The organism is Mycobacterium sp. 1245499.0 (assembly GCF_001673615.1).
Taxonomy (GTDB): domain Bacteria; phylum Actinomycetota; class Actinomycetes; order Mycobacteriales; family Mycobacteriaceae; genus Mycobacterium; species Mycobacterium europaeum_A.
On sequence record NZ_LZMG01000127.1, the window covers coordinates 17,294 to 37,344 of the forward strand.

General features: G+C 68.5%; 20 protein-coding genes and 1 pseudogene. 8 read left to right on the forward strand and 13 right to left on the reverse strand.

Features of this window, described 5'->3' with window-relative positions:
- Positions 1-3: 3 nt before the first annotated feature.
- Entirely contained in the window at positions 4-1,170 is a 1,167-nt protein-coding gene (locus A5646_RS06255) for a glycosyltransferase (protein ID WP_066876755.1), read from the reverse strand.
- 458 nt (positions 1,171-1,628) lie between these two features.
- Here A5646_RS06255 and A5646_RS06260 point away from each other — a divergent pair, with 458 nt between their 5' ends.
- From A5646_RS06260 to A5646_RS06270, 3 genes are all read left to right on the forward strand, one after another.
- Positions 1,629-3,011 (forward strand): PPE domain-containing protein, encoded by a 1,383-nt coding sequence (locus A5646_RS06260; protein WP_066876757.1) that lies wholly within the window; start codon positions 1,629-1,631, stop codon positions 3,009-3,011.
- Between the two features lie 101 nt (positions 3,012-3,112).
- Complete coding sequence (locus A5646_RS06265) at positions 3,113-3,877, forward strand: C39 family peptidase (RefSeq protein ID WP_067020626.1); 765 nt, start codon at positions 3,113-3,115, stop codon at positions 3,875-3,877.
- 60 nt (positions 3,878-3,937) lie between these two features.
- On the forward strand, positions 3,938-4,783 hold the full coding sequence (locus tag A5646_RS06270; protein ID WP_067020629.1) for an MOSC domain-containing protein: 846 nt from the start codon (positions 3,938-3,940) through the stop codon (positions 4,781-4,783).
- Between the two features lie 36 nt (positions 4,784-4,819).
- Here the strand turns inward: A5646_RS06270 and A5646_RS06275 are convergent, their stop codons facing one another.
- The 7 genes and pseudogenes from A5646_RS06275 to A5646_RS06305 form a co-directional block, all read right to left on the reverse strand.
- Positions 4,820-5,071 (reverse strand): hypothetical protein, encoded by a 252-nt coding sequence (locus A5646_RS06275; protein ID WP_066863124.1) that lies wholly within the window; start codon positions 5,069-5,071, stop codon positions 4,820-4,822.
- Complete coding sequence (locus A5646_RS06280) at positions 5,068-5,283, reverse strand: DUF3072 domain-containing protein (RefSeq protein WP_066863121.1); 216 nt, start codon at positions 5,281-5,283, stop codon at positions 5,068-5,070. The genes A5646_RS06275 and A5646_RS06280 overlap by 4 nt, the downstream gene beginning before the upstream one ends.
- Positions 5,284-5,347: 64 nt before the next feature.
- On the reverse strand, positions 5,348-5,596 hold the full coding sequence (locus tag A5646_RS06285) for a DUF6480 family protein (protein WP_066863117.1): 249 nt from the start codon (positions 5,594-5,596) through the stop codon (positions 5,348-5,350).
- Complete coding sequence (locus A5646_RS06290; RefSeq protein WP_067020633.1) at positions 5,571-6,806, reverse strand: zinc-dependent alcohol dehydrogenase; 1,236 nt, start codon at positions 6,804-6,806, stop codon at positions 5,571-5,573. The genes A5646_RS06285 and A5646_RS06290 overlap by 26 nt, the downstream gene beginning before the upstream one ends.
- 14 nt (positions 6,807-6,820) lie before the next feature.
- Positions 6,821-7,309 (reverse strand): hypothetical protein, encoded by a 489-nt coding sequence (locus A5646_RS06295; protein ID WP_066876765.1) that lies wholly within the window; start codon positions 7,307-7,309, stop codon positions 6,821-6,823.
- A 193-nt stretch (positions 7,310-7,502) separates the two neighbouring features.
- Positions 7,503-7,757: a hypothetical protein gene (locus A5646_RS06300; RefSeq protein ID WP_066863108.1), complete on the reverse strand. Its 255-nt coding sequence runs from the start codon at positions 7,755-7,757 to the stop codon at positions 7,503-7,505.
- A gap of 176 nt (positions 7,758-7,933) precedes the next feature.
- A pseudogene (locus tag A5646_RS06305) lies at positions 7,934-8,481 on the reverse strand (thioredoxin family protein).
- Positions 8,482-8,699: 218 nt separating this feature from the next.
- On the opposite strand from A5646_RS06305, the gene A5646_RS06310 reads away from it, so the two are divergent.
- Together A5646_RS06310 and A5646_RS06315 are read left to right on the forward strand one after the other, a co-directional pair.
- Positions 8,700-9,257, forward strand: a complete 558-nt coding sequence (locus A5646_RS06310) for a CsbD family protein (RefSeq protein ID WP_067020636.1) — start codon at positions 8,700-8,702, stop codon at positions 9,255-9,257.
- A gap of 26 nt (positions 9,258-9,283) precedes the next feature.
- A complete protein-coding gene (locus tag A5646_RS06315; protein WP_067020638.1) occupies positions 9,284-9,958 on the forward strand; it encodes an IF2 family translation initiation factor in 675 nt (224 codons plus the stop codon).
- Between the two features lie 8 nt (positions 9,959-9,966).
- Here A5646_RS06315 and A5646_RS06320 read toward each other — a convergent pair whose 3' ends face one another.
- Positions 9,967-10,629, reverse strand: coding sequence for a cutinase family protein (locus A5646_RS06320; RefSeq protein WP_066863095.1), 663 nt, complete (start codon positions 10,627-10,629; stop codon positions 9,967-9,969).
- A gap of 105 nt (positions 10,630-10,734) precedes the next feature.
- On the reverse strand, positions 10,735-11,076 hold the full coding sequence (locus tag A5646_RS06325) for a DUF3253 domain-containing protein (protein ID WP_082972307.1): 342 nt from the start codon (positions 11,074-11,076) through the stop codon (positions 10,735-10,737).
- A 79-nt stretch (positions 11,077-11,155) separates the two neighbouring features.
- Between A5646_RS06325 and A5646_RS06330 the strand changes: the two genes are divergently transcribed.
- Positions 11,156-12,268, forward strand: coding sequence for a spore photoproduct lyase family protein (locus A5646_RS06330; RefSeq protein ID WP_067020646.1), 1,113 nt, complete (start codon positions 11,156-11,158; stop codon positions 12,266-12,268).
- A 3-nt stretch (positions 12,269-12,271) separates the two neighbouring features.
- Here the strand turns inward: A5646_RS06330 and A5646_RS06335 are convergent, their stop codons facing one another.
- The 3 genes from A5646_RS06335 to A5646_RS06345 all read right to left on the reverse strand — a co-directional run bounded on the left by A5646_RS06335 (position 12,272) and on the right by A5646_RS06345 (position 15,185).
- Entirely contained in the window at positions 12,272-13,045 is a 774-nt protein-coding gene (locus A5646_RS06335; RefSeq protein WP_066863089.1) for an enoyl-CoA hydratase/isomerase family protein, read from the reverse strand.
- Positions 13,046-13,104: 59 nt separating this feature from the next.
- A complete protein-coding gene (locus A5646_RS06340) occupies positions 13,105-14,127 on the reverse strand; it encodes a YihY/virulence factor BrkB family protein (RefSeq protein ID WP_066876771.1) in 1,023 nt (340 codons plus the stop codon).
- A 74-nt stretch (positions 14,128-14,201) separates the two neighbouring features.
- Complete coding sequence (locus A5646_RS06345; protein ID WP_067020648.1) at positions 14,202-15,185, reverse strand: GGDEF domain-containing protein; 984 nt, start codon at positions 15,183-15,185, stop codon at positions 14,202-14,204.
- Between the two features lie 193 nt (positions 15,186-15,378).
- Here A5646_RS06345 and hrpA point away from each other — a divergent pair, with 193 nt between their 5' ends.
- Positions 15,379-19,338, forward strand: coding sequence for an ATP-dependent RNA helicase HrpA (gene hrpA, locus A5646_RS06350; RefSeq protein WP_067020650.1), 3,960 nt, complete (start codon positions 15,379-15,381; stop codon positions 19,336-19,338).
- Positions 19,339-19,492: 154 nt separating this feature from the next.
- On the forward strand, positions 19,493-20,051 hold a 559-nt coding region (locus A5646_RS06355; RefSeq protein ID WP_197505132.1), incomplete at its 3' end, for an FAD-dependent monooxygenase.

Here is a 20,051-nt window from a genome sequence, read left to right on the forward strand (position 1 = left end):
CCGCTACGCCCGGCGGGCGGCGCCTTCGAGGAGGTCGGCCGCCGCCGCCACGCTTTCGGCGGGTTTGCTCAGCCGGGTGGCGACCTCCCTGGCGCGGCTGAGGTAGTGCGCAGAACGCACCGAGCGCAGGTCGGCGACCAACGAATCCAGGGTGGAGGCCGAGAACGCCCGTCCCACGCCGACTTCCAGCTTGCCGATCGCGTCGGCCCAGATTGGTTGATCGAGCCACAGCCAGAGAATCAGCATGGGCACGCCCGCCCGCAGGGCCGCGGCGGTGGTGCCGGCACCGCCGTGGTGCACGATCGCACGGCAGGCCGGAAACACCGCGCCGTGGTTCACCGTCTCCACGATCTTCACGTGGTCGGCGGCCGGGATATGGGTGAAATCGTTTGGGCCGCTGCAGATCAACGCCCGCTCGCCGATCTGCGCGCAGGCCGCGCTGATCACGGCGACCGTCTCGGCGGGGGAGGTGACGGGCGTGCTGCCGAATCCGAAATAGATCGGCGGCGTCCCGTCGGCGATCCACGACAACACCTCGTCGTCGGCGTCGGTGGGCAGACCGAGGGTCAGCGACCCGACGAAGGGCCGCCGGTATCCCGACCTGGCCCATTGTTTGGCCAGCTCGGGCGCCAGCAGCTCGTCGTAGGTCTGGATCTCCAGCGACGATTGCGCCGACGGGGTGCCGGGCAGTCCGAGCGCCCGCCGCTGCGCGCCCTCGGCCGCGCTGGTGACGTCCGACTGCAGCCGGCCCAGTTCCAACGTCTCGGCGGGAAAGAAGTGCAGCGCTGCCAGTGGGATGCCGACATGTTCGGCGACGTTGGCGGCGAGCCGCTGCTCGTTCATCCCGGCCACCAGCAGGTCGGCACCGGCCGCCAGGGAGGCCAGCGTCTCGCTCTTGCCGGTCCACACCGTGGTGACCCGCTCGATGACTTGCGGCAACGCGCTCATCGGGTTCTGCACATTACGGACGAAGGTGGTGGCCATGTTCATCTGCTCGCGACTGTCGGGCCCGTAGGCGACCGCAGCCAGCCCCACCGACTCGGCCACGGCGAGCTTGTCGGGCGGGACCGCGATCACGACATCGTGTCCTCGCCCACGCAGCTCGCGGGCGACGGCAACGCAGGGCTCGACGTCGCCGCGGCTGCCGTAGCCGGCCAGCACAACTTTCATCAACAGACCTCACTCGCGGGGATGGGATCAAATCCAAGCAGAAGGGAGGGCCGCCCGACTGTCTGGGCGCGCGGGTACTCCGCTGACCACGGATTTGTCGACGGGCAGGCTGCGGGTAACCGCGTGGGAGCGGCTAGCGCGGCCCGGGCAGATGCCGTTGAGGGCCGGCTGAGAGTGATTTGCGCAATACGAGCAGAACCCTTGTGAGTTTCCGCCGTCATGTGCAGGTAACCTATCGTTAACCCACGGCAACAGTTTCGCTGTAATCGTTGACGTGGGGGCACCTGCAACGCGTAAGACCGGTCCGCTAGCGCTGGGGACGGTCTTATTCCGCCGTCTTCGCTCGCGGCACTGGCAGCACCGGAGGGAATGCGATTTGTTTGCTGCTCGGCTGGTTATCCCCATACGACGCGCATCGAGGTCGTCGCGGTCAGTGAAGGCAATCGGAGGAGAACGACATGGACTTCGCGGTACTACCGCCGGAGGTTAACTCCGCGCGGATGTACGCCGGTCCGGGGTCGGGACCGATGCTGGCCGCCGCGATGGCCTGGGACGAACTGGCCGCCGCGCTGCAATCGACCGCGACCTCGTACGAGGCCGAGATCACGGCCCTGACGTCCGGCCCGTGGGTGGGCCCGTCGGCGGCGTCCATGGTCGCCGCGATCACCCCGTACCTGGACTGGATGCGGGCCACCGGCGCCCAGGCCGAAGAGGCCGCCAACCAAGCCAGAACCGCGGCGTTCGCCTACGAGACGGCGTTCGCCGAGACGGTGCCGCCCCCGGTGGTCACGGCCAACCGCACCCTGTTGGCGACGCTCGTCGCCACCAACGTTCTCGGGCAGAACACGCCCGCGATCGCCACGACCGAGGCGGAGTACGCCGAGATGTGGGCGCGCGACACCGGGGCCATGTTCGGCTACGCGGGTTCCGCGGCGGCGGCGACGCGGCTGACGCCGTTCACCCCACCCGACCAGACGACCAACTCCGACGCCGCGCAATCCGAGGCGGTAGCCCAGGCCACCGGCACCGCGGCCGGCAGCACCCGCAATGCGGTGGCCCAGCAATCGTTCTCGGCGGTGCCCAACCTGCTGAGCAACTTTGCGGCCACGCCCAACGCCGTCGCCGCCGACCCCACGGCCCTGGATGGGCTGGACTTGGGAGCCGATCTCATCACCTATTTCCTCGACGGGCCGGCATCAGTGGTTGGGATCGGCGTCGATGCGCCCATGGCCACGGTCGCCCTTCCGTTCGACATCGCGGGCACCTTGACCGGTTTCCACACCGACGACATCGTCAGTGGCTGGGCCGGGGTCCAGTCCTTTCCGGGAGTGGGCCCGGTGCCGCCGTCGCCGTTTCCGGTCATCACCAACCCGGCGGGGGGCTTCGGAACGCTGGCGTCGGCGGGCCTGGGCCAGGCGAACACGGTCGGCGGCCTCTCGGTGCCGCCCGGCTGGACCGCGGCCGCCCCGGCAATTCGCCCGGCCGCCCTGGTGCTTCCGACCACCACCGCCGGTGCCGCCGCGGAGGCGGCCGCCGCGGCCGCGCCCAGCGGCGCCGGGAGCCTGTTCGGCGAGATGGCCGTGGCGAGCATGGCCGGGCGCGCAATGGCCGGCACCGGCGGTGCGCTGGGTCGCGAGCGGGCCCGGACCGCCGACGCCGGCAAGGCCAAGCGCGAGCCGAAGAAGGACCCGGCGAACGAGCCGGCCGCGCCGCAGGTTGTGGCCGGGGGTCCCATCACCAGCATCGCCGCCGAGTTGCGCGAACTCGCGTCGCTGCGTGACGCGGGGATTTTGACGCAGCAGGAATTCGAAGAGCAGAAAAAGCGCCTGCTGCCGAGCTGATCCGGGCACAACGGTTCACCGGTCAATCGGCCATGGCGGCGCGGTACGGGTGTTACCGTTTGCTGGCCATCCGACCGTCGACGGGATTTCTCCTAGCCCTCATGTTCACCTTCCGGCTCGCCCGAGTGGCGGTGGCGGGCGCGTGCATCGCCCTGACCGGTGCGCCGCTGGTGGCGTGCGGCTCCGCCCCGCCGGCGACCACGGCCGCTACCACCTCAGTGACGAAAGTCGTTGCGGCACAGAGCAGTACACCTCTCGCCCGTTCGGCCGGCCCTGCGCCGACGACGGCATCCGGCGTGTACGGCGACCCCGCCGCCGCAGCGAAGCACTGGGTGGCGCAGTCGCTCGAGGACAACTGCGGCCTCGTCTCGGTCGCCGACGTCGTGGGTGAACTCACCGGCAACGCGCCGACCGAGCGGCAGATGCTGGACCTGGCGGAGTCGACACCGTCGGGGGCCAATCCGGGGCCTATCTACGCGCCGCGCAACGACCCGAGCCACTCCGGACCGGACAGCGGCGTCTCGATGGCCGACTTGGTCATCCTGCTCGACCACTTCGGTATCAAAGCGGAGATGACCGCGGAGTCCGACCGGGATCGCAACGGCCTGCCCCTGCTCGAGCAATATCTGGCGCAGGACCGCAAGATCATCGCGTTCGTCAACTCCTCGGTGATCTTGAACGCCGACGACCAGCGCACCAAGGCCGACCACTTCCTGGTCGTCACCGGCATCGACACGGGCAGAGATATCGTTCATCTCAACGACCCCGGCATCGACCACGCCGACGAACAGGTCAGCGTCACCGCGTTCATGGCCGCCTGGCAGACCAGTGATCAGTCGATCGTCGTCACGGCGTCCCGCGGCTGATCACTGGTAACGCCAGGCGGTTTCGGGCACAGTGTGCAGTACTACCGAGCGAGGTACCTCATGGAGAAGTCGTCCGTCCCCAACGCTTCCGGGGCGGTGCCGATGCGGGTGCAGGCATTGCTTCGGTATCCGGTCAAGTCGATGCTGGGCGAGACCCTCGATTGCCTGCCGGTCGACGAGCGTGGCGCCGACGGCGACCGGCGATTGGCACTGCTCGACGGCGAAACGGGGCACGTGGCCAGCGCCAAGAATCCCCGGCTATGGCGCGATCTCCTGACGTGCACCGCGCATGCGGACGCCCGGGGAGTGCGCATCAGGCTGCCCGATGGGACCGACGTGGCCGCCGACGATCCCGGCGTCGACGAGCTGATCTCCCGCTTGACCGGACGGCGGGTGCGGCTGATCGCCCAGCGCCCCGACGGTGCGACACTGGTGCGCCCCGATCCGGAGCAACTGCTCGAACTCGGTCTGGACGCCGAGGTCGGTGGCCGCATTCTGCGGATCGCCACCACCACCCCGGGTGAATCGTTCACCGACGAGGCCCCGTTGCATGCGATCACGACGGCCACCCTTGAGCACATCGGTGTGGAGGCGCTGCGCTACCGCCCGAATGTGGTGATCGCGACACCGCCCGACTATCCGCCATACGCCGAAAACGAGTGGGTTGGCGGCGAAATGGCCGTGGGTGAGACGCGGTTGCGCGTCCTGACGGCCACGTCACGCTGCGTGGTGCCCACGCTCGAGCACGGCCCGTTACCCCGGGCTCCGCAGGCGCTTCGGATCCCCGCCGCCGAAAACCGTTTGGACACAGGCGGTCACGGCAAACAGGCGTGCGCGGGCGTTTACCTCGCCGTGGTGACCAACGGCATCATCCGCGTCGGTGACGCCGTCACTGTCGCGCCATAGACCGGCCGTCCGGATCGGCGCACCGCCTTCGTGGCGTCAGCCACCGAGATTGCGCACCGCCGTGTCGAGTTCTTCGGCCTGTTCGACCAACTCGCGGTCGGACAGCTCTGCGTGCCCGACTCGCTGCACCAGTTCCTCGCGCGTCGCGACCTGCAGGGCGCCCCGGTACTCGTCGGAGTTCAGATCCGCCGGCGCGACGACCGCGGCACGCCCCTCGACCACCACCAGCGCTGTGTCCGCGTCCTTGCTGGCGAGCAATCGCCGGACGTCGTCGGCACCGATGGTCATGAGCCACCCCGCCCGGTTCGTTGTTGCAGCTCGTCGATCAAGCGGGAGGCCTGGGCCTTGGTGAGATTCTCGGGGACCTGTTCGCCCGCTTCTTGCGCCAGCGTGTTCAAGTAGCTGCGCTGCGGGCCGGTCATGGGCTCGTCGCCGGTCACCCACTGCGACTGGTCCTTCTCCGGATTCTCCTGTGGCGCCTGCGCGGCATCGTCGGACATGCATTTGGCTATGCCCGCTACCCGGCCAACGTAATCAGGAGCCGGCGCGAAAGGTTTCGGCATGCTAGCCCGCCGCCCCGGTCATCTTCATCACCAGCAACACCGCCACCGCGATGAACACGAGGACGAAGACGCCGACGGCGACCACGGTCAGCACGAGACTGGGAGTGAATCGTCGGGTGTTCGGCGGCTGCGGCGCAGACACCCCCGAGGTCTGGGGCGCGGCCGGGGGGGTGGCGCCCGGTGCGGTGCCTCCTCCGGGCTCGAGGCCGGGGATCTGCGTCGGGTCAGGATCGGGAGGTTGCGCGGTCATGATCGGCTGCGGCCCTTTCGTCGCGGGCGGCGCTGGGGACATTCGGTCGCATCGCCACCCGAATGCAGTTGTCCTTCTTGTTCTTGAACAACTCGTAGGCCCGCACCCCGTCCTCCAGCGACACGTCGTGGGTGATCAGCTTGGCGGGGTCGAGGTCGCCCTGCTCGACGTAATCGAAAAGCCGGGTTATATAGCGTTGTCCGTGTTGTTGAGCGGTTTTCAGGGTGAGGCCCTTATTGGTCAACACCCCAGTCGGGAACTTGTCGGTCAAGCCGTATACCCCGAGCACGGACACCACTCCACCTTTGCGGCAGGCCAGGATCGCCTGGCGAAGCGCGGAAGCGCGGTCGGTCTCCATGCGCAGCAGTTGCTTGGCCCGGTCGTAGAGCTGCTGCACCCCGGTGCCGTGGCCCTCCATGCCGACGGCGTCGATGCAGCCATCGGGTCCGCGGCCGCCGGTCATCTCCCTGAGCGTCTCGTGCACACTGCCGACCGCCTTGTAGTCGATGGTCTCCAGCCCGAACTCGTTGCGCGCCAGGGCCAACCGCTCCGGGATGCGGTCGATGACGATGGCCCGCTCGGCGCCCAACAGCAGGGCGCTCCTGGCGGCCATCAGTCCGACGCCGCCGGCACCCCAGACCGCGACGGTGTCGCCACCGGCGATGTCGCAGAAGTCGGCGCCCATGAAGCCGGTGGGCACCGCGTCGGATAAGAACAGCGCCTGCTCGTCGGTGATATCACCGGGAATCGCAAAGCAATTCGCGTCGGCGAAAGGCACCCGGACGTATTGGGCGTGCGAACCCGCGTAGCCACCGAACGGGTGCGTGTATCCGTAGATACCGCCGGAAGGGTATCCCAACAACGGCTGTTGCAGTTCGGCATTGGGATTCGTTGTATCGCAACACGAATACATTTCATGATCGCAATACCAGCACTGGTTGCATGCGATGAAGGACGGCACCACGACGCGGTCGCCGACTTTGGTGTCGCGCACTTGCGGACCCGTCTCCGCCACCACCCCCATGAATTCATGGCCGAACACGTCGCCGGCCCGCATGCCCGGCAGATAGCCGTCGATGAAGTGCAAGTCCGACCCGCAGGTCGTGGTGAGCCGGACTTCGACGATCACGTCGTGCGGGTTCAGGATTTTCGGGTCATCGACCGTTTCCACGGACAGGTCATTGACGCCGTTCCAGCACAGTGCACGCATGTTGAGCCTTTCGCTTACCGCGCGGATTTCCGCGCGCTGGGGTTGGACCGGATGGTCGGCACCTCGCCCGTCTGCATCAACGCGCGCAGCCGGTACAGGATCTTGAAAGCCGCGGCGCCGGACAACAGCGCGGGCGCCGGGGCCTTGATCCGCAGCGTCACCTCGGTGCCGAGCTCGTGTGGGGCGGGCCGATACCGGACGGCGATCTCGTTGCCCTGGCCGACGAAGCGCACTGCGCCGGGCTCGGCTACCCGCGTGGACTTCCACTCAACGGGCGGTTCTGCCGACATCTTCCAGCGATAGCGATCCCGTTCGTCGACGTCGATCTCCGCGATGTCACCGAGCACCACCGACAACTGGTCGGGGTCGCGCCAGAACTGCTCGATGCGCTCGACGGGGCACGCGATGGTGACCGTTTGCGCCCTGCCCTGCCGGGACGGCAGGTCGATCACCTTGTTCACGGCGCCCAGTACTTGCTTCTTGGCGGACTCTAGATAGCTCACCGCGTGCTCCCTCCGTCGGGGCATGGCGGTACCCGCCCACGGGCCACCCAAACCGAGCGCGCTGCAGCGAGTTGGCCGAACCGATCGGCGCACGCGACGGTGTCAGTCCGCGCCGGCCCCCGCACGGTGCGCGTCGATTAGCGGAAAGCCCTGCCCGACAACAGGTTCGGGCACGCTTGTCGCGCTGGCGGCCTTAACTCTGCGAGTTCTGGGTGGGGCTCTGCGCGGACTCCCACTTGGCCTCGAGCGATCTCGTCACCCTGGTGCCGGCGGGCAGCTCGAGCTGGAATGTTTCACCGCCATCGGCCTCGAACGTGACGAGATATCCCGCGTCGCTGGAATCCTTGAAAACGACCTTGTAGGGCTGTTCACCCGAACCGCGGTCCACGGCGATGATGTCGCCAGGGGTGACGTCGTCGATCAGGTCGTTTCCGGAGACTTTGGACACAGGGTCGACGTTAGCCGAAGAGACGCGGCCGCTGCCCGGGCCGGCCGGGTCAGTGACCGACCTCACCTAGGGTTGCAGGAAGGTCTTGAATGGCGCGACGCTCGTCCATGGCGCGGTAGGCCTCGGCGACCCGCTCAAGGGCCCAGCTACCCGCAATCGCCGCTGTTAACCGCGCCTCAGCGCCATTTGATGCCGCATCCGATCGACGGACGCTGCTCGGGGCTCACCGGTCGCCCGGCCAGCACCGCGTCGACGGCGGCACGGACGTCCGCGGCGGTGACCGGCCGGCCGTTGCCGGGTCGCGAATCGTCGAGCTGGCCGCGATAGACCAGCCGGCGGTCGCCGTCGAACACGAACGTGTCGGGCGTGCACGCGGCCGAGAAGGCCGGGCGACGTCTTGGGTTTCGTCGTACAGGTAGGGGAAGGTCCAGCCGTGGTGGCGGGCCTCCGCGACCATCTGCTCGGGGCCGTCCTGCGGGTAGGTGGCCACGTCATTGCTCGAAATGCCCACCATTGCAACGCCCTGCTCGGCGAGGTCACGCCCCAGCGCGGCAAGCCCGTCGGCGACGTGCTTCACATACGGGCAGTGGTTGCAGATGAAGGTGACGACCAGGGCCGGCCCCGACAGGTCGTCGCGGCGCAGCGTGCGGCCGGTGGCCGGCTCGGGCAGCGTGAAATCCGGCGCGACAGTGCCCAGGGCGAGCATGGTGGACTCGATGGCCATGCGGGCCAGGGTATCGCCCTTTTGTTGGGATCACGCATGACACCGGGCGATCCACACGAAACATCTAATGGCGCTTGGCAATTCATCACCAATACCCGCGCTCGGGCCGCTTGATTGCGCATGACCCCGGACACGCCGATGTTTGAGCGGCCCCGTCCGTGGAATCACACACCGTGGCACGAACGAACGTTCTTGGCCAACCCTCAAGGAGTATTTCGATGAGTGAGCACAATAAGGCCGACGAAGCGCGCAGGGGCCTGATCGACTCGGTCAAAGGCAAGGCAAAAGAGGTCGTCGGCGCTGTTACGGGCAACGAATCGCTGACCGCCGAGGGCCAACTCGAGCAGACCCAGGCGCATGAGCGCAAGGAAGCGAACGCGGCGGAGGCCGTGGCAGAAGCCCAGGTCAAGCAGGCGCAGGAGGACGCGGCCGAGGCCAGGGTCGAAGGCGCCCAGCAACGCCTGGCGGCGAACGCCCAGGCCGTCGCCGCCGAGAACTCGATCGAGGCCCAGGAGGCCGCGCAGAAGCGCGCGGCCGACCGCGCGGCCCTTCAGCAGGCCACCGCCGCGAAGACCCAGGCCGAGGTGGACGCGCAGCGCGAGATCCAGCAAGCCAAGGCCGAAGAGCGCGCGGAAATCCGCGAAGCGTCCGAGGACATCGTCGACGCCGTCGCCGAGCATCAGACCTCGGTTCAGGTGGCCCGCAACGACGAGTCGGAAGCCGACCGTCTGCGACGCCATGCCCAGAACGTGACCGACGAAGCCGACCTGCCCTGACGGCGGGCCTTACCCAGGAGAAGTTGATGAAAATTTCCGAAGTCCCGTTGGCAGTTCTGCGGTTTCATTACCAGCTCGCCCGGTTCCCGCTGCAGTTGATCGAGGATCGGGTGGTCAACCGCATCCCGACGGAAGCTCCCGCGCGACTGCTCTACGAGCGCTCGCTGGGCATGCTCGACACCACGGTGGGCAACGCGCTCGGTGATCCGGCGATCGTCGAACGGGGGACCGCCTTGGTCGATCGCAGCGACGCGCTGGGCCGTGCGGCTCAATTGGATGCCAGGGCCGCCGCCCGGAAGGAACAGGCCGACGCGAAGCTCAAGGGCGCCCGCGACGAGGCGATCCGCGAGCGCGAGGAGGCGCAGCAGGCCACCAAGCAGGAGGTCAAAGAGGCACGCGTCAACGCCGAGCAGCGCAAGCGTGCGGCGGCGCAGTCGGCGCAGCAGCAGAGCGCCGCGGCCAAGCAGCGCGCCGACGAGGCGGCCGCCAAGCGCAAGCAGGGGGTCGAGTCAGCCAAGCGCCAGGTGGAAAGCCGGACTCAGGCCGCCGAGAAGGCCGCGGCCAAGACCTCGGCCGCCAAGGTCGACGAAGCCGAGGACAAGCTCGGCGAGGCGGCCGCCACGCGCGCCGAGGCGGATCGGGTGGCCGAGTTGGCGGCCGCCGAGAAGCGGCAACGGCAAGAGGAGCGGGCGAAGGACTGAGGCCGCCTCTAGGTTTGCGGCGAGCCCTGGTTGATCCGGTCGGCCGCAAACGTGGCGGCCTGGGCCGTCATCCCGGCGTCGATGTAGGAAACGTGGGCCATGATGTTGCCGCCGCCGGAGCAGATCGGGTCGTCGGGCGCACACAAGCTGGTGACCTTGCCGCTATAGGCAGGATTGATTGTCGGTAGCGGCTGACCGCCCCACAGCATGCTGGAGAACTGGCTGGTGGGCTCGCCGAAGAGGGCGACGGCGGCGACGTGGTTTGCCGCCGCGGGTGGCAGCGCGTTGGTGGCCAGATCGATCACCGTCGAGCCCTGGGAGTAGCCGCCCAGCACGATGCGCGAGTTCGGGCAGCCGGCGATGACGTCCTGGATGTGTGTGCTTGCGTCGGCGGCGCCCGCGTTGGCGCTGTTGTGATAGTCGTCGTTGGCCGGGTAGTTGACCGCATAGACGTCGACGGACTTACCGCCGAGCTGCGAGGTGAGCGAGTCGACGAAGGCCTGTCCGATGTTGCCGAGGCCGGGCTCCTGATGGGTGCCCCGGGCGAAAACCACCGAGACATCCGAGCAGGGATCGGCGGCGGCTGTGGGGCCGCCGATGGGTGCACTCAGCAGCGCCCACATCATCAGAACCGGGATACCAACCAAGCGAGCAAGTCCGCGTGCACTCATGCCGAAATCCTGTCATATCGGCGGTTCCGGCGGTTCCGGCGGTTGGCGCTAGGCCGGCCGGACGCCGGTGGGAAGACGAAAGACGTTGCGCCCCAGTGCTAATTGCTAGGTCCCGGTGGTGCGGATGCGGATGGGTCCGGCCCAGTCGCCGTCGGGGTCGACGGCGTTGCCGCGCTGGGTGATCTCCACGTCACCCGATCTGGCGAGGCGCCGGGCGGCCAGGCGGGCGTCGTCCATCAACGCGCGCCAGTCGTCGCCGCCCACCGCGCGGGCGGCGTCCGACGGGCAGATGCTGCTGCGCGGCCCGCGATGCTCGGCCAACGCGCGGATCGACGCCTCCAGCCGCTGCCCGATCGGTCCGTCGCCGAGGGCGGTCTCGGCGTGGTCGGCGCCGCGGCCGCCATCGCTGAGCACTCGAACCAGTTCGTCACGCAATCGCTGACCCATCCCACCAGTCAAGGCCACGGCGTCACCGGTTCGCCACCGCCCGATGGAACCGCGCCCGGCGGGCGGGCGTTGGATAAACATGCCGCCCACGCTCGCCGAAGACACGAATGCGCACCGGGCGCCGGCCGACCTCACGGACCGTCTTCTCGACATCAAGCGGATCTACCACGAGCCCGACATCGACCGGTTCCCCCGCGCGCGCCAGGTGCTGGACCGATTTCCCGACGCCGAGCGCATCCAGGTCGCCTCGCACCAGGCGATTCCGGGCCTGTATGGCAACGAGGGCAACGTCGAGGACTGGGTCCGCATCAAACGAGAAGTGCTCGTCCTGGGCGAGAAGAAGAGCCTGTCGGCGCGCCGCAACGAGCGGTCCAGCGATTGGATCGCGCCCTCGACGGCCAATGGGTGCGCGATGGCGTGCTCGTATTGCTACGTCCCGCGCCGCAAGGGCTTCGCCAACCCGATCACCGTGTTTGCGAACATCGAGAAGATCACCGGTTACCTCGAACGCCACGCCGCCCGTCAGGGCGTCAAACCCGAGCCCAATCAATGCGATCCCGTCGACTGGGTCTACGACATCGGAGAGAACAGTGACTGCTCGGCCGATGCGATGGTGTCCGACAACGTGGCCGACCTGATCGAGCTGTTCGCCCGCCTTCCCAATGCCAAGGCCAGCTTCGCGACCAAGCTCGTCAACCGCGACCTGCTGAACCTTGACCCCAGGGGCGGCACCCGCGTGCGGTTCAGCCTGATGCCGGCGCAGGCATCGCGCCTGGTCGACATCCGCACCTCGAAGATCGCCGACCGCATCGCGGCCATCGACGACTTCGTCGAGGCGGGCTACGAGGTGCATCTGAATCTCAGCCCGGTCATCGTCTACGACGGCTGGCGCGACGACTGGGCCGAGCTGCTGCAACAGGTCGCCGACAACACCAGCGAGCGCACCAAGCGCCAGCTGGCGGCCGAGGTCATCTTCCTGACACACAACCAGGAGCTGCACGACGTCAACCTCGGCTGGCATCCCAAGGGGGAGGAGCTGCTGTGGCGGCCGGACCTGCAGCAGCTCAAGCGCAGTCAGAGCGGGCAGTGGAACGTCCGCTACAAGAGCCCGTGGAAGGGACGCTGGGTGCAGGACCTTACCGACCTGCTCGCGGTCACGCTGCCCGCGTGCCGAGTGCGGTACGCCTTCTGAGCGTCAACGCCCACGCCACTGCGGTTTGCGCTTCTCGGCCCAGGCCCGCAATCCCTCGGCGACGTCTTCGGTCGCACCGGCCACCTTGCGCATGGTCTCGCCGAAGCGCACCGATTCGATCCAGCCCATGTCCGCGGTCCGCCACGCCACTTCCTTGGTCGCCCGCTGGGCCAGCGGTGCGGCCTCGGTGAGCGTGCGGGCCCACGCCTGGGCTTCGGCCTGCAGCTGGTCGGGCTCGACCAGCTTCCACACCAGACCGACCTCCTTGGCCCGCTCGGCGCTCATGGGTTTTCCGGTCAACAGCAACTCCATCGCGTTGGCCCAGCCCACCCGTTGCGGGAGCCGGATGGCCCCGACGATGGTGGGCACCCCGATCGACACCTCGGGAAAGCAGAACGTGGCCTCGGTGCTGGCGATGACGAAGTCGCAGAACAACACCCCGGTCACCCCGTAGCCGATGCAGGGACCGTGCACGGCGGCGATCGTCGGCTTGAACAGTTCCATGCCGGATTCGAAGGAGTTGATGGTCGGCTTCTCCCAGAAGGTGCCACCGAAGGTCCCGACCGAGCCTTCCCCGTCCTTGAGGTCGCCGCCGGCGCAGAAGACGCCGCCGTTGGCCGTCAGGATCCCGACCCAGGCGTCCAGGTCGTCGCGGAAGCGATCCCAGGCGGCGTTGAGGTCCTGGCGGAGCGCGCCGTTGATGGCGTTGCGGGCCTCCGGGCGGTTCAGGGTGATGGTGGCAACGTGGTCGTGCAGCTCATAGGTGACCAGACTCATCACTGCAGACTATTGCGCCACGCCAACGCCCTCGCCACACACCGGGAAACAAGCCCGCATCATGGCGTGCGCGGGCGGCGAAAGTCATGGACCGCGCCAAGGCGCCCAACGGTTTTCGCGGGCAACCGCTTGATGTCGTCGAAATGAACATGCACCCGCTCGAAGGCTTTGACCCGTTCGGCTTTGACCTTCTTGGTGTAGGTCCGCCGATCCGCCATCGTCAGATCCGCGTCGTCGGTGAATGCGCCGAGCAGGGCGCGCGGGTACAGCCGCTCCACCAGGACGACGTTGATCTCGGCGCACATCACCAGCGCCACCGAGGTCAGGAACAGAAACGCCAACGCCCCCAACACCAGTGCGAACACGCTATTGGTGGCGCTGGCCCTTTTCACGGTGTGCGCCACGTAGCCGGCGCCGAACCACTGCAGCATCTGCCAAATGAACGCCGCGGCAACCGCTCCGGGCAACACCTGCCGGTAGGTCAGTGCGCGTGCGGTCGTCACGCGAAAGGCCACCAGGCAGATCATCGCGTTGATCGCCACCGCGGCCAGTGCGAGGCCGATCTTGCTGAAGACGCCGAGCGCGCTGGTGGCGTGGCCCGCCGCGGCCAACACCGTGGCCGCGATGGCGGCCGAGCCGAGCACCAACAGCAACAGCAGGCTACGCAGCCGGGACCGAATCGGGTTGGGGCGCTTGTGCTTCGGCACCGCCCACACCGTGTCCATCGCGTTTTGCAGCGCCTGTCCCACGCCCAGGCCGCCGTAGAGCGCGCCGAGCAACCCGACGGCCACGCCCACCGCTCCGCCGCTGAGCCCCTGGGGGTGGTGCAGCTGGTCGCCGAGTACCGGGAACTGGCTCAGGGTGCTGTGCAGCACCTGCGCCTGCAGATCGGGTCTGCCGGCCAGCACCACCCCGAGGCCGGTGGTCAACAGCAGCAGCAGCGGAAACAGCGACACCAGCCCGTAATAGGTGATCAGGGCGGCGAGGTAACCGCCCTGATCGTCGTTGTACTTGTAGACGACACCGACGATCACGCCGACGACTCGATTACGTCGCTGCAGCCTGTCCAGCCAACCGACCATCGCCGATCACTTCCCCCGCAAGCCGGCATCCAAATTCGATGCACTCGCCACCTGATACCCGGATTCAGCCGCCGTCAACCTCGCGACGGCCGCAGATCGGGGCCGCGTCTCTCACGCTTGACGTTGTACAGCTCCGCGTCGGCAGCCGCGTACAGCGAGGTGATGTCCGCGCCCTCACCGCTGCGGGTTGCGGTGCCGACGCTGGTGCCTGGCGTGTGTTCGTCGACGCAAGCAATGAACTTCGCCGCTTCGGCACCCGTTGGACGACGGTCGGCGATGCACACCGCGAACTCATCGCCGCCAAATCTGGCCAGAACGGCATTGGCGGGCGCGACTTGTCGCCAAAAAGCCGCGCAGCTGATCAGATGCTGGTCGCCGGCTACGTGGCCCTGGGTGTCGTTGAGGCTTTTGAAGTTGTCGATGTCCATCGCGATCACGGTGACAGTGGTTGCGGCCGAACGAGATCGCGCCAACAGGTCCGCGGTGGCGATCTCCCACCCTGCGCGGTTGAGCAGGCCCGTGAGGGGATCGGTGCACGCCGCTGCGACGAGGGCGCGCGTCAACAACCCGAATGATTCAGCCGCGCCGATGATCGCGACCACGAAAATGACGTAGTCGATCCACAACTTCGGCGTGGGCGCGACCGCGAGTGCCGCAACCGACAGCCCGGTCAGCACAGCCACCAGGGTCCCTCCGCGGCGTGACGAGTAAAACGCGCGCAGGTACATCGCCAGGAACATCGGTCCGATCAGGCAGACGAACTCGGCAACGATCGCGCGGTGGAACGCCATCACGATGGGTGTGGCCACGATCGCCGCTACCGTCGCGGGCGCTGGTTTGTCGGGCCGGGCGGCCAGTAAGGCTAGTGCACCCACACCGAGCCCGACCGCAACGATTCCGCCTGTCGGATTGGACAGGGTGAGCCCCGAACGGATCGGGAACAAGGTGAACACCACCCCGTAGGCGTACAGGAATGTGGTGGCTCCCAAGAAGATTCGCAGCATCCGCGCCTGTTGTGTGCGGTAGAAGACCGTCCCCGCATCGGCGCGCAGGCGCAATCGATATCGGCGCGTATCCCGACCGCCGTACGGGCCACCGAAACTGTGACGCATTCCGTTAAGTCTCCTCGTCACCCCCGTGCTGGCGACGTGCGGCGAATTGCTGCATCGCCATTCTGACACCACGTCGACCTCTGCAGCGTCGCCGACACCTCGTGGCCGGCGCCGCCGGATGACGCCTATCGTGGCAGCAGTGGCCGAACCGTCTGTCGCGCAGTTGCGCACACAGCTCGACGGTGTGACGCTGCGCGACGCGGCCCGCTTCGGCCGGCGCCTGAAGAATTTGCGCGGGGCCCCGGCCGAGAAGCTGCGGCGGCTCGCCGACCAGATCGCGGCCGCGCAGGCGGTCGTCGCCGCGCGCCACGCCGCGGTCCCCGCGATCGCCTACCCCGACCTGCCGGTCAGCGAGCGGCGGCAGGAGATCGCCGAGGCGATCCGGGCGAATCAGGTGGTGGTGATCGCGGGCGAGACCGGGTCGGGGAAGACCACCCAGCTGCCCAAGATCTGCCTCGAGGCCGGCCGCGGTGTCCGCGGAACCATCGGGCACACCCAGCCGCGCCGGCTGGCCGCCCGCACCGTCGCACAACGCATCGCTGACGAGCTGGGCAGCCCGCTCGGCGACGTCGTCGGCTACACGGTGCGGTTCACCGACCAGGTCAGCGACCGCACGCTGATCAAGCTGATGACCGACGGGATCCTGCTCGCCGAGATCCAGCGCGACCGCCGCCTGCTGCGCTACGACACCCTGATCCTCGACGAGGCCCACGAGCGCAGCCTCAACATCGATTTCCTGCTCGGTTACCTGCGCGAGTTGCTGCCGCACCGGCCCGACCTGAAGGTGATCGTCACCTCGGCGACCATCGAGCCGCAGCGCTTCGCCGCCCACTTCGGTGGAGCCGAACCTGGGCCCAGCGGCGGAGCCGAGCACGGGCTCAGCACCACCGCGCCCATCATCGAAGTGTCGGGACGCACGTATCCGGTGCAGATCCGCTACCGGCCGCTGGAGGTTGCCGTACCGGTCGACACGCAGGATGATCCCGACGACCCCGACCACGAGATCGTGCGCACCGAGACCCGCGACGAGGTCGAGGCGATCGTCGACGCCATCGCCGAGCTCGAGGCCGAGCCGCCGGGGGACATCCTGGTCTTTCTGTCGGGTGAGCGCGAAATCCGAGACACCGCAGAGGCTTTGGGCGGCGTCCTCAAACACACCGAGGTGCTTCCGTTGTACGCCCGGCTGCCCACCGCCGAGCAGCAGAAGGTGTTCGCGCCCCACACCGGGCGCCGTGTCGTGCTGGCGACCAACGTCGCCGAGACGTCGTTGACCGTGCCCGGGATCCGCTATGTGATCGACCCGGGCAACGCCCGCATCTCCCGTTACAGCCGGCGCCTGAAGGTGCAGCGGCTGCCGATCGAGCCCGTCTCGCAGGCGTCCGCCGCGCAGCGGGCCGGCCGGTGCGGCCGGGTGGCGCCCGGCGTGTGCATCCGGCTGTACTCCGAACAGGACTTCGCGACCAGGCCGCGCTACACCGATCCCGAGATACTGCGGACCAACCTGGCGGCCGTGCTGTTGCAGATGGCGGCGCTGCAGCTCGGCGACATCGACGAGTTTCCCTTCCTCGATCCGCCAGACCGGCGCAGCGTGCGCGACGGTGTGCAGCTGCTGGCCGAACTGGGCGCGTTCGACCAGCACGGCGCGATCACCGACCTCGGCCGCCGCCTCGCGCGGTTGCCCGTCGACCCGCGGCTGGGCCGGATGATCCTGCAGGCACAGACCGAGGGATGTGTGCGCGAAATGCTGGTGCTGGCCGCTGCGTTGACGATTCCCGACCCGCGGGAGCGGCCCAGCGACCGCGAGGAGGCGGCCCGTCAAAAGCATGCCCGCTTCGCCGACGAGCACTCCGACTTCATGTCCTATCTCAACCTGTGGCGCTATCTGCGCGAGCAGCGGAAGTCGTTATCCGGCAACGCGTTTCGGCGGATGTGCCGTTCGGACTTTCTGCACTACCTGCGCATCCGCGAGTGGCAGGACCTGGTCGGGCAGCTGCGCAGCATCGCCCGCGACCTGGGAATCGTGGAGGACGCCGCGTCCGACGAGCCGGCCGATCCGGCCCGGGTGCACGCGGCGCTGCTCGCCGGGCTGCTGTCGCATGTGGGTATGCGCCGCGAAGACACCCGCGAGTATCTGGGGGCGCGCAACTCGCATTTCGTGCTGGCGCCCGGCTCGGCGCTCACCAAGCGGCCCCCGCGCTGGGTCGTCGTGGCGGAGCTGGTCGAGACCAGCCGGCTGTACGGGCGCACCGCCGCCCGCATCCAGCCCGAGCTCGTGGAGCGGGCCGCCGGTGACCTGGTGCAGCGCACCTACAGCGAACCGCATTGGGACGCCAAGCGCGGCGAGGTGATGGCCTACGAACGGGTGGCGCTGTACGGGCTGCCGCTCGTCGCGCGCCGCCGGGTCGGGTACGCACGCATCGAGCCGATGTTGGCGCGGGAGCTGTTCGTTCGCCACGCGCTGGTCGAAGGCGACTGGCAGACCCGTCACCACTTCTTTCGCGACAACGCACGGCTGCGCGCGGAGCTCGAGGAGCTAGAGGAGCGCGCCCGGCGGCGCGACCTCCTGGTCGGCGACGACGAGATCTATGCGCTCTACGACGCCCGCATCCCCGCCGATGTCGTCTCGGCGCGGCACTTCGACGCCTGGTGGAAAAAGCAGCGCCACCAGACGCCGGACCTGCTCACCTTCGCCCGCGCCGACCTGCTGCGCACGAACGAGACGGCCGCCGCGGATCGGCCGAACACGTGGCGGACGGGCGATGTCGCGCTGCCATTGACCTACCGCTTCGAGCCGGGCGCCGCTGACGACGGCGTCACCGTGCACGTGCCGATCGACGTGCTGGCCCGCCTGGGCGGCGACGAGTTCGCCTGGCAGGTGCCGGCGCTGCGCGAGGAGCTGGTGACCGCGCTCATCCGCTCACTGCCGAAAGACTTGCGCCGCAACTTCGTTCCCGCCCCCGACACCGCGCGCGCGGTGCTGGCGGCAATCGACCCGGGCGGTGAGCCGCTGCTGCCGGCGCTGCAACGCGAGTTACGCCGTCGCACCGGGGTATTGGTGCCCGTCGACGCCTTCGACCTGGACAAGCTGCCGTCGCATCTGCGGGTGACGTTCGCGGTCGAGTCCGGTGACGGCGCCGAGGTGGCGCGCGGCAAGGATCTGCGGGTGCTGCAGGAACGGCTCACGACGCCGGCCCAGCAGGCCGTCGCCCATGCGGTCGCGGGTGATCTGGAGCGGACCGGGTTGCGCGGCTGGCCCGAGGACCTCGACGAGCTGCCGCGGGTCGCCGAACGCACTGTCGGCGGGCGCACCGTGCGGGGCTTTCCCGCATTCGTCGACGCGGGCGGCGGCGTGGACCTGCGCGTGTTCGCCACGTCGTTCGAGCAGGAGCAGGCGATGCGACCCGGGATCCGGCGGTTGATTCGCCTCAGCGTCGCGTCGCCGACCAAAGCCATTGTGCGTCAACTTGATCCACGCACCCGGTTGGTTCTCGGCAGCAATCCGGACGGTGACCTGTCCGCGCTGCTGGAGGACTGCGCCGACGCCGCGGCCGACGCGCTCGTGTCGGCGCCGGTGTGGACGCGCGCGGAGTTCGCCGCGCTGCAACAGCGGGCGGCAAAGTCCTTGTCGCCCACCACCGTCGACATCGTGGGCCGGGTCGAGAAGGTGCTGACCGCCGCCCAGGCGGTGCAGCTCCAGGTGCCCGCGAATCCGCCGGCCGCGCAGGTCGACGCGATTGCCGACGTCCGCGCGCAGCTGGATCGGCTGCTGCCGGCCGGTTTCGTCGCCGCTACCGGGGCCGCCCACCTCGCCGATCTCGCCCGCTACCTGCTCGCGATCCGCCGCCGCCTCGAAGGCCTGTCCCGTGCGGTCCAGGCCGATCGGGAGCGCATGCGCCGGGTGCACGCGGTGCAGGATGCCTACGCCGAGCTGGTGCGCGAGCTGCCGCAGGCGGCCAAGGCGGCCGCCGACGTCCGGGATGTCGCCCGGCAGATCGAGGAATTCCGGGTGAGCCTGTGGGCCCAGCAACTCGGCACGCCCCGCCCGGTCAGCGAGCAGCGGATTTACCGCGCGATCGACGCCCTGCGCGACCGCTGGTGATCGATGTTCCCCGCCACTTTCAACCTATAGCGCATCCGGGGGCTTGCCGCAAGACCCGGGTGCCGATGCAAAATCGCTGTCCTCAACCAGAATTCAATCGAATCGGGGTAGCGAAGTGGGCGTTTGGCGGTCAGCTGGGAACTCGCACGGCGACATGGAGCACGCGGTGCTCATTGTCGGGGGCGGCCCGACGGGGTTGATGCTGGCGGGCGAACTGGGTTTGGCGGGAATCGACGCCGCCATAATCGAGCGGCGCACCAGCCAGGACCTGGTCGGGACGCGGGCGGGCGGGCTGCATGCCCGCACGATCGAGGTTCTCGATCAGCGTGGCATCGCCGATCGGTTTCTGTCCCGGGGCCAGGTGGCTCAGGTCGCCGGCTTCTCCCAGATCCGGTTGGACATCAGTGACTTTCCCACCCGGCATCCCTACGGACTCGCGCTGTGGCAGAACGAGATCGAACGTATCTTGGCGGACTGGGTCGACGAGCTGGGCGTGCCGATCTATCGGGGCGAAGAGGTGGCGACCGTCGCGCAGGACGACGACGGCGCCGACGTCGGACTGTCCGACCACCGGATGCTGCGGGCGCAGTATGTCGTGGGGTGCGACGGCGGACGCAGCGTCGTCCGCAAGACGGCCGGCATCGAGTTCCCGGGCTGGGAGGCGACCACGAGCTATTTGCTCGCCGAAGCCGAAATGGACTCCGCGGCCGAGC

What these genes read in the sequence shown, in the direction of transcription:
- A5646_RS06320 (WP_066863095.1), bottom strand. Translation starts at nt 10,629, where the DNA reads ATGAGTGCACGCGGACTTGCTCGCTTGGTTGGTATCCCGGTTCTGATG.
- A5646_RS06340 (WP_066876771.1), bottom strand. Translation starts at nt 14,127, where the DNA reads ATGGTCGGTTGGCTGGACAGGCTGCAGCGACGTAATCGAGTCGTCGGC.
- A5646_RS06275 (WP_066863124.1), bottom strand. Translation starts at nt 5,071, where the DNA reads ATGACCATCGGTGCCGACGACGTCCGGCGATTGCTCGCCAGCAAGGAC.
- A5646_RS06290 (WP_067020633.1), bottom strand. Translation starts at nt 6,806, where the DNA reads ATGCGTGCACTGTGCTGGAACGGCGTCAATGACCTGTCCGTGGAAACG.
- A5646_RS06260 (WP_066876757.1), top strand. Translation starts at nt 1,629, where the DNA reads ATGGACTTCGCGGTACTACCGCCGGAGGTTAACTCCGCGCGGATGTAC.
- A5646_RS06270 (WP_067020629.1), top strand. Translation starts at nt 3,938, where the DNA reads ATGGAGAAGTCGTCCGTCCCCAACGCTTCCGGGGCGGTGCCGATGCGG.
- A5646_RS06330 (WP_067020646.1), top strand. Translation starts at nt 11,156, where the DNA reads ATGCCGCCCACGCTCGCCGAAGACACGAATGCGCACCGGGCGCCGGCC.
- A5646_RS06315 (WP_067020638.1), top strand. Translation starts at nt 9,284, where the DNA reads ATGAAAATTTCCGAAGTCCCGTTGGCAGTTCTGCGGTTTCATTACCAG.
- A5646_RS06325 (WP_082972307.1), bottom strand. Translation starts at nt 11,076, where the DNA reads ATGGGTCAGCGATTGCGTGACGAACTGGTTCGAGTGCTCAGCGATGGC.
- A5646_RS06335 (WP_066863089.1), bottom strand. Translation starts at nt 13,045, where the DNA reads ATGAGTCTGGTCACCTATGAGCTGCACGACCACGTTGCCACCATCACC.
- A5646_RS06280 (WP_066863121.1), bottom strand. Translation starts at nt 5,283, where the DNA reads ATGTCCGACGATGCCGCGCAGGCGCCACAGGAGAATCCGGAGAAGGAC.
- A5646_RS06310 (WP_067020636.1), top strand. Translation starts at nt 8,700, where the DNA reads ATGAGTGAGCACAATAAGGCCGACGAAGCGCGCAGGGGCCTGATCGAC.
- A5646_RS06255 (WP_066876755.1), bottom strand. Translation starts at nt 1,170, where the DNA reads ATGAAAGTTGTGCTGGCCGGCTACGGCAGCCGCGGCGACGTCGAGCCC.
- A5646_RS06265 (WP_067020626.1), top strand. Translation starts at nt 3,113, where the DNA reads ATGTTCACCTTCCGGCTCGCCCGAGTGGCGGTGGCGGGCGCGTGCATC.
- A5646_RS06285 (WP_066863117.1), bottom strand. Translation starts at nt 5,596, where the DNA reads ATGACCGCGCAACCTCCCGATCCTGACCCGACGCAGATCCCCGGCCTC.